This window comes from Chitinimonas viridis (genome assembly GCF_030409555.1).
Classification (GTDB): Bacteria; Pseudomonadota; Gammaproteobacteria; order Burkholderiales; family Chitinimonadaceae; genus Chitinimonas; species Chitinimonas viridis.
The window spans coordinates 719918-732952 of sequence record NZ_JAUFPU010000018.1 but is presented as its reverse complement, the minus strand read 5'-3'; the positions used below and the strand labels follow the sequence as shown (position 1 = coordinate 732952).

At 60.5% G+C, this 13035-nt stretch carries 7 protein-coding genes; 6 read left to right on the top strand and 1 reads right to left on the bottom strand.

The window, feature by feature from the left end:
* The first annotated feature begins 128 nt into the window (after nucleotides 1-128).
* Nucleotides 129-863 (top strand): GNAT family N-acetyltransferase, encoded by a 735-nt coding sequence (locus QWZ03_RS16325; RefSeq protein ID WP_290333690.1) that lies wholly within the window; start codon nucleotides 129-131, stop codon nucleotides 861-863.
* Between the two features lie 316 nt (nucleotides 864-1179).
* Entirely contained in the window at nucleotides 1180-1587 is a 408-nt protein-coding gene (locus QWZ03_RS16320) for a GNAT family N-acetyltransferase (protein WP_308447576.1), read from the top strand.
* Between the two features lie 33 nt (nucleotides 1588-1620).
* On the opposite strand, the gene QWZ03_RS16315 is transcribed toward QWZ03_RS16320, so the two are convergent.
* Entirely contained in the window at nucleotides 1621-2334 is a 714-nt protein-coding gene (locus QWZ03_RS16315) for a LuxR family transcriptional regulator (protein ID WP_290333688.1), read from the bottom strand.
* A gap of 190 nt (nucleotides 2335-2524) precedes the next feature.
* On the opposite strand from QWZ03_RS16315, the gene QWZ03_RS16310 reads away from it, so the two are divergent.
* The 4 genes from QWZ03_RS16310 (at nucleotide 2525) to QWZ03_RS16295 (ending at nucleotide 13034) form a co-directional block, all read left to right on the top strand.
* Nucleotides 2525-2920 (top strand): DUF4902 domain-containing protein, encoded by a 396-nt coding sequence (locus QWZ03_RS16310; RefSeq protein WP_290333687.1) that lies wholly within the window; start codon nucleotides 2525-2527, stop codon nucleotides 2918-2920.
* 486 nt (nucleotides 2921-3406) lie between these two features.
* Nucleotides 3407-4027: an acyl-homoserine-lactone synthase gene (locus QWZ03_RS16305; protein ID WP_290333686.1), complete on the top strand. Its 621-nt coding sequence runs from the start codon at nucleotides 3407-3409 to the stop codon at nucleotides 4025-4027.
* Between the two features lie 131 nt (nucleotides 4028-4158).
* A complete protein-coding gene (locus tag QWZ03_RS16300; protein ID WP_290333685.1) occupies nucleotides 4159-6501 on the top strand; it encodes a penicillin acylase family protein in 2343 nt (780 codons plus the stop codon).
* 167 nt (nucleotides 6502-6668) lie between these two features.
* Nucleotides 6669-13034: a non-ribosomal peptide synthetase gene (locus tag QWZ03_RS16295; protein ID WP_290333684.1), complete on the top strand. Its 6366-nt coding sequence runs from the start codon at nucleotides 6669-6671 to the stop codon at nucleotides 13032-13034.
* Nucleotide 13035 lies beyond the last annotated feature (1 nt).

Below are 13035 nucleotides of genomic sequence, written 5' to 3'. Positions count from 1 at the left end.
GGAGGGCCCTGGCCAGCTGCTGCTATGGCAGTGCCTTGGGCTCCGTAGCATGCTTGATCTTTTGTGCTGTACGCCTGCCTGCGGCGAAGGCCGTGCAGCATGCCATGACCGTAAAGTGATCAGATTAGATGTCCTTGTTTTCTCATGAGATTGAAAATTTTTGGCAGGCCGCTTTCCTCGGCGGCGAGATACGGTGCCGCGAGGGCAAATTGACGCTGGCCGTAAACCCGGCACTCAGTGAGGACAGGCGGGTGATGCTGCTGGCGACCGCGGATGGCCATACGAGTGCCGTCATGACGCCAGCACTGGCGGACCAGCTGGATCTGGGCAGCGGCCAGGGGCTGACCGAGCAGGTATTGCGGCAAAAGCTGCGCGATGGGCAGGTTGCCCTGCATGGCGCCGACTATGTTTTCTATTTTTCCGAAGCCACAAAGCGTGTGCTGTTGGAAGAGGCCCCGGTACACACCCTACGCCAGCTGACTGCGGCTGATGAGGCGGTGTTTGCCGAGTTCCAGGCAGCGGTCTCTGAGCAGGATCTGGACGATGCCTATGTCGAACTCGATCATTGGCTGGTATTCGGTGCCTTCGAGGGCGAGCGCCTGGTCTGCGCCGCCAGCATGTACCCTTGGGAGGGCCAGAAACTTGCCGATATGGGCGTGCTCACGCTGGCGTCAAGCCGGGGCAGGGGCCACGCCAGCCGTGTAGTGCGTGCGATCAGCCGCCATGCCTGTGGTCTGGGCTACCAGCCGCAATACCGCTGCCAGGTGGACAACCAGGTGTCCGCCGCCTTGGCAAGGACGGCTGGGTTGAGTCAGTTCGGGACCTGGGAGGTGATTTCCCCCGATTCGGCGGAAAGCCTGTGAGGAACGCAAGTCATGGCTGGGTGACGGGCTGAGCAGGTACCAGCGCCAGACTGGCGCTGGGCGGGCTTCGTTCATGTCTAGCTTGCTTGGCGTAAATCCAGTATCACCATGAAGGTTAGCCATGGCCGCTGGGCAATCGGGCGCGGCGGGTTTGAAGCACGGCAATGGCGGCCTGCAATAACAATTCCTCAGCGGACCCTGATGTCCGTTCAATCGCTTTAAGGCCTCAACATCCCCCATGCGTATAGAACTAGAACCGCCCAACCAGCCTGAAGTAGTGTCGCTCATTGCGGAGCTGGATGCATATCAGGATAGCTTGTATCCAGCCGAAGCACGTTACGCGCTGGACCTCTCTGCCCTGCAACAAGAGAACGTCGTGTTTGTCGTTGCCAGGGATGAGGAGGGTATGGCCGTTGCTTGTGGTGCCGTCGTTCTGCAGCTTGAGGCGGGCGAGCTCAAGCGCATGTTCGTGCGCCCAGCCTACCGCGCGCAGGGCGCGGCAGCCAAGGTGCTGGCGAAACTCGAAGCGGAATCATATCGGCGTGGTTGCCGCCTGCTGCAACTTGAGACCGGTCCGTATCAAACTGCCGCACTGGCCTTTTACCAAAAGCACGGTTTTCAGTTATGCGGTGCGTTCGGTGACTACCCCGAGCATCCGCTCAGTGTATTCATGCAAAAGAGGCTGGGCGATGGGGTGTCATTGCCCGTCAGTGGGTTGCGTTAGGTTTTTCGCAGATTGGCTGTGACTACCGGTGCGTCAGAACAACATGCCCAGCATGGAGGCCTTGATCGCCGCCTCGGTTTTGTTGGCAGCGTTGAGTTTGCGCATGGTGTTGACCAGGTGGAATTTGACTGTCCGGTCGTCAATACCCAGAATCATGCCCGTTTCAAGATAGGTCTTGCCGGTGGCGGTCCAACGCAGGATTTCCCGTTCACGCGCAGTCAGTTCGATATCGCATTCCGGCATCAGCTTGGGGGCGATCAATTGGGTCATGGCGCCATGTACCAGCTTGGAGATCCAGGCCATCTGCAGTTCCTTGGCGTTGAGCTCTGCTTCATCCAGCGCCTCTCCGGATCGCACCAAGGACAACATGCCGGTCAGGCCGTATTTGCCATGGCAGGGCATGCACCACCCATGGCTTAGACCGTGCTGCTGTGCTTCTTCCCAGAATTCATGGTGGTCCTGCTGGGTCGTAGCCGACCACTGCAGCGGCATGGACTCCGTCAGGCCGTGTTTGACGGTTGGGTCCTGAAGGAAATAGTCATTGGCAACGTAATGCTGCACCCATCTATCTGGGTAATTGGAAAGCAGGGAGAAGCTAGGGGCGCTGACAGGTAGGGGAATGCGCAAGCCAAAGGAGCAATGCTCGAAGCCTAGTTCGACGACGCTCTTCGCGAGTCGTTCGAACAGGACCGTATCGGTATCGGCAGATGAAAACAGCTCCAAGTATGTTTCGCGCCAGTTGGCCATAGCGGTTTATTCCGAGGTTGTCAGCATGCCCGAACGGACAGTGTCAGCGAGAGATCGAAGTGGGTAGGATGCGGCGACGGGTCACTTTTAGGCACATGAAATTAAATGAGAAGGGCATGAAACCTAGCGCTTTAGGGATAGACCCAGGATGGTGGGGGACGCAGTGTCGATCAAACCGGGAGAGGCGTGTATGCACACGCTAGCACCTGATGGATTGATACGGCTGACCTATACGGAACTCCGCTGTGTACGCATTCATCTCAACATGGCTTGGTCGGATATGGACTTGCTTTCAGAATTGCTGCAGCAAGGGGTTCAGGCGACTGATGCAGGTTACTGTGAATATGTTTCAGATGCACGTAAACCTTGCATTAGTTTAGGTTGGGCGTGGTATTTGTACGACCCTTCTGGCGGAATCATGCTGGCACCTGGCGGTATTAGCAGCAATGTCATGCTTCGTTGCGATGCAGGCTATGACTTAGGTGCGATTCAAACGGGGCGGTTACTGGAGTCCTGGATCAATGAATATGATTGGCAGGTGTTGTTTGCATTGGAGGTCATGCCGGCCTGCCCCATTAAGCAGTAATTGCTGATATAGCCACTGAGGCTTATTTGCTTGCCTGTAAAAGCCCCTTTGTCATGCTATTGGCAAAGGGGCTTTTTTGTTTGTAACTGATTGATATGTAAGCAAAAATTCTTATTTTTGCCGTGGGCTATGCGCGTTGGGCTTAAACGTTATTACCCTTATAGGGTTATTGGTGGGGCTAATTACCCTGTAAGGGTATTCGTATGATGAATGCCTGTGCTATGTGCATAAACCGAGTTTTGTTGCGGCATCGGCCCATGTGGTTGGCGAGGCGAGTGTATTGCTTATTGTGGCTTAGACGGAGGGCAGGGAGTTATTCAGTGGGGTTTTTATAATAAAAACAATGAAGTGTGATGCGTTATTCAATTGGCATTATGCTGCGTTCATAGACCGGTACTGCTGCCTGCCCAAATGGGCAGCTACTGCAAATCCTAGCTAACTCGTTAAATGCGCTCCATCCAATAAACAAAAAGAGTGGGTCGCGCGATGTTACAGATGGTTTCTGGCACCCGTGAGCAGCTGCGGGGAGGCATGGAGGTTTCGCTGGCGCAGTATCGCCATCGAGTGTTCATACGTGAGCTGGGCTGGCCCCTGCAGACGGAAGAGGGGCTGGAGCGTGATTCGTTCGATCGCGCCGATACGCTCTATGTGGTGGCACACGATGACCAGGGCCGGGTGTGTGGCTGTGGTCGGCTCCTGCCCACCAGCGGCCCCTACCTGCTGGGTGAGGTCTTCCCGGGTTTGATGGGTGACATTCCGCTGCCGCGCTCGGCGCAGATCTGGGAGTTGTCGCGCTTTGCCATCAGCACGCCCGAAGGTATGCGGCTGACCGGAGAACAGGCCTGGCGCAATACCTGTGCGCTGATGGCCGACATCGTGCGGGTGGCCTCAGAGCAGGGCGCCGAGCGCTTGATCGCCTTCTCCGCAGTGGGCAATGAGCGTCTGCTTCGCCGCATGGGGGTGAATGTCCATCGCGTCTCAGCGCCACAGTTGATCGATGGCAAACCTGTTCTGGCGTTCTGGATAGAAATCGATGAGCAGACGCTATCTGCCTTGGGTATCACGACGGCCAGGCAGGTGGATGCCGGTCGGGGACTGATCACCTGATCCTGATGTGGGTGGTATGGGTAAAGCATTCTCGGGACCTGTTGGTTCCCATCTGAATAGAGCAGGGGGATATTTTGAAGCGGTTTTCCAAGTATTTGGCAATAGCATGCAGCGTCTGCCTGGTTGCACTGGTGACAGTGCTGGGCTTGCTTTATGTGGCGATGGTGCGCAGCAAGCCGCGGCTTGACGGCACGGTGCACGTCGCAGGGGTGCGGCAGGCGGTGTCGATAGAGCGTGATGAGAGAGGTACGCCTGTTATCAAGGCTGCCGACATGCATGATGCCGCCTACGCCATCGGCTTTCTGCACGCACAGGAGCGCTACTTTCAGATGGATCTGATGCGGCGTAAGGCAGCTGGCGAACTGGCCGCGCTCTACGGCAGCCGTGCCGTGGAAGGCGACAAGCGAGCACGCCTGCATCGCTTCCGTGCCCGGGCGCAATCATTCGTGACCCTACTGCCGGCCGACCAGCGGGTGGTGCTGCGCGAATACGTGGCGGGGGTGAATGAGGGCCTCAAGCAACTGAAGGCAGCCCCTTTCGAGTATGCGATGTTGTTTACCTCTCCGCAGCCGTGGCGTGAAGAGGATACGCTCTTGGTGAACATGGCGATGTACATGCTGCTGCAAGAAGACGGTGGCACCCACCCCGAGATGGCGAGGCAGAAGCTGGTGCGCCAGTACGATGCAGAATTTGCCGATTTCATCCTGGCCAACCGCACGGAATGGGATACCCCCATGACAACAGCAAATGCGCCTGAGGCGCGCATCAGCATGGCGCTGCCCAAGTTGCTCAGGCAGCCACTGGCGGTTGCCGCCACAGATGCGGTGCGCGATGGCTGGGTGACGGAGACCGATGGTCGCCGGCGCATGACCGAGAACATCGTCGGCAGCAACAACTGGGTGGTGTCAGGTCGCAAGAGCGTAGATGGGCGTGCGCTGCTGGCCAATGACATGCACTTGCCTTTGCAGCAACCCAATACTTTCTACCGCATCAATATTGCCAGCGCAGACCGACTGGCGCCCGCCGTTGGGGTCAGCGTACCTGGCCTGCCTATGCTGGTGGCTGGCAGTAATGGCAGCATCGCCTGGGGCCTGACCAATGCCAACGGCGACTGGAGTGATCTGGTCCGCGTGGAGAAGTCGGCGCTGGCTGGGGCAAGCAAGGTGATGCGCGAGACCATTGCAGTCAAAGGTGGTGCCGATGTCATTCTGGAGGTACGCGAAACGCGCTGGGGGCCGATAGTCGGGGAGGACGAACAGGCGGCATATGCATTGAGCTGGGTGGCGCACTACGCGGAAGGCAACAACCTGAGCCTGTTCCCACTGATACGCGAGCAGTCCATCGCAGGGGCCAGGCAAATTGCCGCAGTGGCAGGCATGCCACATATGAACCTCGTTCTGGCCGATGCTCAGGGCAATGCGGCTTGGACCATCGCAGGCCGCATACCGCGTCGGGTTGGTCTGGCCGGAACGCTGCCGCAAGGCTGGGGTGCTGGCACGGGATGGTCCGGCTGGCTGGGTGCGGACGAGTACCCGGTGCGCTCCAGTAGTGATCGTGACTACTTGTGGACGGCCAACAACCGCGTGGTTGATGGCGATGATCTGAAGAAGATCGGTGAGGGCTCGCAATTTGCGCTGGGCGTGCGTGCGATGCGCATCCATGATCGCTTGGCATCCAGTGGCAAGCTGCGCGAGCAGGATATGCATGCCTTGCAACTCGATGATACCGCGCCTCTGATGAAGCGCTGGCATGGCCTCGTCAGCAATGTGGTGGCCGATATGCCGGATACGCCAGAGAAGCATGAACTGGCCAAGGTACTGGGGCAGTGGAATGGTCATGCCAGTGTGGACTCTGCCGCCTACCGGGTGGTCCGCCGCTTCCGCGATGAGTTGGCCGATGGGGTGATGCCCGCCTTGCTGCAGGACTTGCTGAAGCGGGAACCCGAGCTGCGCTGGTATGAATTGGTACCCAATTGGGAAACACCGCTATGGCGTGTGGTGTCGCAACAGCCAGCCGCACTGGTGCCAACCGGGCAAGCCAGTTGGGGCGACTACTACCGCCAAGTGCTGCTGGAGAAGGTCTACCAGCCCTACAAGGCACGCTACGGCGGTGACTTGGCCAAGGCGCGCTGGGGCGATGCAAACCGGTCGGAGATCAGGCATCCAATGAGCAATAGCTTGCCCTTGCTTGGCCGCTTCCTCGACATGCCCAGCGTGGAGATGAACGGCGATAGCAATACCGTGCTGGCGCAATCCCAATCGTTTGGTCCCGCAATGCGCCTGGTGGTATCGCCCGGCCACGAACAGGACGGGTTCCTGACGATGCCGGCAGGTCAGTCGGCGAATCCGCTCTCGCCCTATTTCCGTAGTGGTCATCAAGAGTGGCAGCAAGGTAAGCCGCTACCGCTAATGGCTGGCCAGGCTCGCTATCACTTGCGGCTGGAGCCCAAGCGCGTGGAGCCGCCTGTGCCCTAGCCTGCGCCACGCAGGTTGAACCTAGGGATGGCGAGCTCTCCCTCGCCATCCGCTGAATCCGTTTCCGTGTGTTTATGCCCCGCAATGCGGGCGCATCGGGGGTCTGTTGCCTGCGATTGCGCAATCCGCCTGGGGCCAAGCTGTGCCAATCATGGGTAGCAATGCATATGAACCAGTCTAATTCCTGCGTGGACCTGTCACCGGCGCAGCTAGATATCTTTCTGGACCAAGCCATCAATCCACATGTACCGCTCTACAACATCGGCGGCTATGTTGTGTTGCGCGAGGCGGTGGATGAGGAGGCGTTCTGCCGTGCTTTCGAGCACGCAGTGGCGGGCCACGATGCTTTCCAGATCCGCTTCCGTCTTGAGTCCGGCGTGCCGCAGCAATACCTGCAACAGCAGGTGCATGTGCTGGCATTGCATGATTTCACGCAGGCCAAGGTGCCAGCCCAGGCTGCCAGGGAATGGCTGGATGGCTTGTTCGAGTACCGGTTCCAGCTGGATAGCGAGGCGCCGCACCGTTCTGCCCTGGTCAAGGTAGGGCCGCATGAATACTGGTACTGCGCTGTGGCACACCACCTTGTTATTGATGGCTGGGGTTTTGGGCTATGGGTGCGGCGGCTGGTGGCGGGCTATCTAGCTCAGACAGGTCGTGGCACCCCACCTGCCGTACCGGAAACCAGCTTTCTGCAAAGCATTGCGGCACGGCGTCAGCGCCATGAGAGTCGGCCTGCCGCTGCCATTCCAGCCGCCCAGGCAGGCGGCACGGCTATGCCGCTGTTGTCCCCCAGAACGCTGGTAGCCACGCCGCAGCCCAGCGTACGGGTGGTACGCGATCTCAGTGAACAGCAGGTCCAGGCCTGGTCGGCGCTGGCCCAGGCCCATGGATTCCAGTTGCACCATTTCTTGCTGTCGCTGGTGTTCTCCTATTTCTCGGTGTTGAAGCAGCAGGACTGCCTGGTCATAGGCTTACCTACCCACAATCGCCGGGGGCAGGAGAAAACCATCGTCGGCAGTTACGTCAACGTGGTGCCCTGCACGATGTCACTGGCTCAGCAGGGCGGCATAGGCGCATTGATGGCGATGACCAAGCAGGCGATGACGCACTGCGTGCGCAGCCAGGAGGTCTCCATGGCAGAGCGGGTACGCGGGGCTCGCGCCGTGGGTGGGCGACATGCCCGGATGTTCGATCTGCAATTCAACTATCTCAAGCTGGACTACCAGACCGACGAAACCTACCTGCAGACGGAAACGCACTATCTGGCGAATCGTTGGGCGCAGATTCCCTTCTCGTTCAATGTCTGCGATTTTGGCAGCCACCAGGCCATGCAACTGCAGGTGGATGTCAACGAGGCGTACTTCACGCCGATGGAGGCGGCGCTGCTACTGGACAGGCTGATGTATATCGCCGAGCAGTTTGAGCGTGATCCGTCGTTGGTGCTGGACAAGGTCGCCTTGGTCCCGCCGGCAGAGGCGCTGCTGGTGCAAGACTGGGGTCAAGGCAAGGCCTTCCCCCTCGGCGGTATCGACATGGCAACCCGCTTCGATGCCATGTGTGAGCGCTACCCTGAGGCAGTGGCCCTAAAGTCTCATGCCGGCGAACTACAGTATGCAGCGCTGCAGCAGCAGGCGCGCCGCCTGGCTGGCTGGCTGCGTGAGAACACAGCCGATGACACGGCACCGCTGGCAATACACCTGCAGCCTGCGCCCGCTGCGATAGTGGCCTTGCTGGCTATCGCCATGTTGCGTCGCCCCTGTGTGCCGCTGGACCCAGCCTGCCCGCCGCAGCGGCTGATGCATATTCTGGCAGACGCCCAGCCAGCACTCCTGCTGACGGATACGGCAGGGCAAGCCAAGGCGACGATGCTGGGCGTGCCTTGCGTGAACCTGGACGCCCCAGATTTCATCGCGGCCTTGGCACTGACTGATGGTACGGCACTGCTACCGCCCCTGGGGCAGGAGATCGCGACCCTGCCAGCCTCGATACTTTACACCTCGGGTTCCACTGGCCTCCCCAAGGGGGTCATCATTCCGCAGTCGGCCATCATGCGTTTGGTGGATGGCCCTGATTTCCTACCGCTGGGACCGGCCACCGTCACGCTGCAGGCGGCCAATATCGCCTTTGATGTTGCGGCCTTTGAAATCTGGACCGCGCTGCTCAATGGCGGCACCTTGGTGCTGCGAAACAGCAGCATGCCGGATCTGGATGAATTGACCCGGCAGATCGAAGCCAACGGCGTCAACACCCTGTGGCTGACAGCAGGTTTGTTCGATACCTGGGTGGGCAAGCTCAAGGCGGTGCCTCCCAGCTTGCGCTTTGTGCTGGCGGGTGGCGATGTGGTACCGCCAGCCGCTGTCTGCAAGCTGCAAGCCATGAAGCCGGATATCGTCTTCATCAATGGCTATGGCCCCACCGAAAACGGGATATTCAGCGCCTGTGCCGTGGTTGTTGCGCATGGCGACCCCTGTCAGCCCATTCCTATAGGCAAGCCTGTCAATGGTTCGACCTGCTATGTCGTAGATGCCCACGGACGCCTGCTGCCCCTGGGCGAGCCTGGCGAGTTGTGGGTGGGCGGCGCTGGCGTCGCCTTGGGGTATCTGAACCAGGACGAACTGACACGCGCGCGTTTCATCGCTGATCCGGCCCCCGGTATGCCGGGGCGCCTATACAAGACCGGTGACCAGGTACGCTGGCGGCCGGACGGCCAGCTGGATTACCTGGGCCGGCTAGACCAGCAGGTGAAGATACGCGGCTTCCGTATCGAGATCGACGAGATAGAAAACTGTCTGCGTCAACATCCCGATGTGCTGGAAGTGGCGGTGGTGGTGGTGGGTAGCATGGCGGCAGACAAGTGCTTGTGCGCCCATGTACGGCCCCGCGGTGATGTCGAGGCCGGTAGCCTGCCAGCGGCACTGGCCAGCCATCTGCGCTACAGCCTGCCGGATTACATGGTACCGGCCCATATTGCGCTGATCGACCAACTGCCCCTCAACCCCAACGGCAAGATAGACCGGGAGCGCCTGCGCAGCATGGGCCTGCCTCTGGCACAGCACGATACCGCTGTGCACGGCGCCGCCAATGAGACAGAACAGCGAGTCTGGCAGTGCTGGACGAAGGCGCTGCCTGGTACGACACCGTCCCTGGATGACAACTTCTTCGAGCAGGGAGGGCATTCTCTGGCGGCCATGCGCATCCTGGCCGACCTCAATGAATGCTATGGCATCCGGCTGACCTTGGTCGACGTCCTGAAGCTGCCCACCATTCGATTGCAGGCTGAGCGGGTGGATGCATGCCGGGCACTGCTCACCGACAGTACGCCCCCAATACCGCGTAGTGCGCCGCTGGATGAGGTGCCCATGTCGTTCGTGCAGCGGCAGATGTGGCTGAGTCATCTGCTGAATGGCGGTAGCCATGAGTACAACGTACCCGGCGCATACCGCTTGAGTGGCCCCTTGAACCGGGTCGCGCTGACCGAAGCCTTGCGGCGCATCATTGCACGGCATCAGCCCTTGTCTTGCAGCGTCGTACGTCGGGGCCAGACGGCAGTGTTGTGCCCGCGCGATGCACAGGATTTCGACCTGGACTGGCAAGACCTGGCCGCTATGTCGACATCGGAGCGCGCGTCCGTGGTGGCGGCAGCACTGCAGGAGGAGCGGCTGCGCTCGTTTGACCTGGAACGGGATCTCCCTATCCGCGCCCGCGTGTTGGCGCTGGGGCAGGACGAGCATGTGTTGCTGGTGACCCTGCATCACATGGCTGTGGATGGCTGGTCGCTGAGCAAGCTGTTGGCAGAACTGACGGCCCTGTACAGGGAATGCAAGGGCGGTGAGCCCGCAGAGCTTGCACCGCTGCAGTTGAGCTACCAGGATTATGCCCTCCATCAGTTGGCCCAGGAAGGCAGCCCAGCGTTCGAGCAGGCTGCCCAGTATTGGCGTGATCAGCTAGCAGGTGTACCGGTGCAGCATGAGCTGCCCCTGGATAGGGCGAGGCCTGAAAAGGCAAACCACCAGGGACGGGTGCTGCGCGGGCAACTGGACCCAAGCAGCATGGCTGCGGTGCAGCAATTGGCGGCGTCGCAGCAGATATCGCTCTTCTGCCTGCTGCAAGCTGCGTTTGCCGTGATCGTAGGGGAGTACAGCCAGCAGCGCGATGTGCTGGTAGGCACCCCGGTCAGTGGGCGGTTTCATACCGAGCTGTATCCCAATATTGGGTGCTTCATCAACACGCAGCTGGTGCGTACCTGCTACCAACCGCAAGACTCCCTGTTGGCGGTGGCGAGTCGGAATGCGGCGCAGTGGACTGAGCATCTCGGCCATCACCAAGTGCCGTTCTCTCATGTACTCGACGCCCTGGCACCGGCCCAGTCACGTAGCTTCAATCCGCTGTTCCAACTGTGGTTTGTGCTGCATGCCCAGGTGGCAGGCGAGTTGGCGCTGGATGGGCTGGCCGTACAGATGCTGCGTGCAGACGAGGCCAACACCAAATTCGATCTCATGGTATCGGCGGCACCCGGCGCACAGGGCCTGGAGATCGAGTGGCTCTACGCTGAGTCGCTGTTCTCCGAGGCCAGCATGCAGCGCATGCTGGATGGCTACCTGCAACTCCTGCGTCGCCTGCCTGAGCTGCTGCAGCAAGCGGTTTGCGAGATCCCTGCCCAATTGGGCCTGGCTGCGGCGTGGCCAACGGTGGCCATGGCCCATCCCTACGAGACCAGCACCTGTATTGCCGACCGGGTTTTCCACCACGCTAGCCTGACACCCACTGCCGCCGCCGTCCGCGATGGCGATCTGCAGCTGACCTATGCCCAGCTAGCCGACAAGGTATGCCGCCTCGGCTGCCTGCTGGCCGAGTGTGGCGTGGTGCAAGGCAGCCGCGTGGCAGTGTGTGCCGACCGTACGGTGGGTGGCCTGGTTGCCATGCTGGCGGCTCAGGCCTTGGGTGCTGCCTATGTGCCGGTGGATGCCAAGCTGCCGGCAGCGCGCCTGGACTTTGTCCTGGCCGACGCTGACGCCACGGTGCTGTTGGGGTATGCCGAGACACTGTCGCCCATGGCAGTGGGCGCCGTGGATGTGGTACTGCTCGACGGTATAGCCGACCCCGACTGGTTGTCGGACTACCAAGGCACGGTACTGCCGGAGGGCGGCATATCCCCCGATACCGAGGCCTATCTGATCTACACCTCGGGCTCGAGCGGCATGCCCAAGGGCGTGCGGGTCAGCCGCGCCAACCTCGCCCACTATGTGGCAGCCATGACCGAACGCTACGGTTTCGAGGTCTGTAGCCACTATGCTGTCAATTCGGCCTTCCATACCGATCTGGGCAACACCACCTTGTACCTGGGCCTTTGGCATGGTGCCTGCCTGCATCTCATGAACAGCGCACTGATGCTCGATGGCGCCGCCGTGAGCCGCTATGTGCAGCAGCAGGGCATCGATGTCATGAAAATTACGCCGGGGCATTTTGCCGCCTTGTGCGATGACACGCTGTATCCGGCGCCCGTGCCACAGCGTTTCCTGATACTGGGCGGCGAAGTGCTGCGGCGCGAGCTGCTGCAAGCCATAGGCGCTACCTGCCAGGCGAGGGGCTGCCGCGTGATCAATCACTATGGCCCGACCGAGGCCACCATAGGCTGCCTCACCCATGAGATCGACCTGCAATCCTTGCCTGACGTGGCGCCGCTAGGCTTGCCACTACCAGGCGAGGCCTTGCGCATACAGGTAGACGGCAGGGATGTGCCGCACGGCTGCTGGGGTGAGCTGGTAATAGGTGGCCCAGCGGTCAGCCTTGGCTACAACAAGCGAGCCGACCTGACCGATAAGGCCTTCATACAGCTTGAAAGCGCCGGCGGGCAGTGGATACCCCATTACCGCACAGGCGACCGTGTGCGCCTTGATGCCTTGGGGCGGATCGAGTTCGGCGGGCGCTTCGATGACCAGATCAAGCTGCGTGGCTTCCGTGTGGAACTGGCGGAAATCGATACCAGCCTGTTACGCCTGCCCGGCATCAGCCATGCGGTGACCCTGCTCCATAGGGATGCTGCCGGGCAGGATGCCCTGGCCAGCTTCGTGGTGGACTCAGGCCGGTTTGACCTGGCGACAACCCAGGCCGCGCTGCGCCGCAGCCTGCCCGACTACATGCTGCCTCGCGTCATCGTCGCGCTCGACGACATGCCTTTGCTCGGCAACGGCAAGCCCGACCGGCAGGCCTTGCTGCGGCGACTCGGCGAGCAGTCAGTCCCGGTCGTGCAAGGGCCGGCGACGCCAACTGAGCAAACCCTGCACCGGATCATGAGTGGCCTGCTGCAGCGCCAACAGCTCTCGGTCGAACAGCGTTTCTTCGATGCCGGCGGCAACTCGCTGCTGGTCACCCGCCTGGCCAATGAACTGCAACTGGCGATGGGGGTGCATATCCCGGTCCGCCTGCTGATGGAAAACCATTCTGTCCGGTCGTTAGCCACCCTGGTCGACGCCCTGCTGCTGACTACTCGCCCGCAGGAAGCTGGCGAAGACTTGATTGAAATCGAAATCTGAG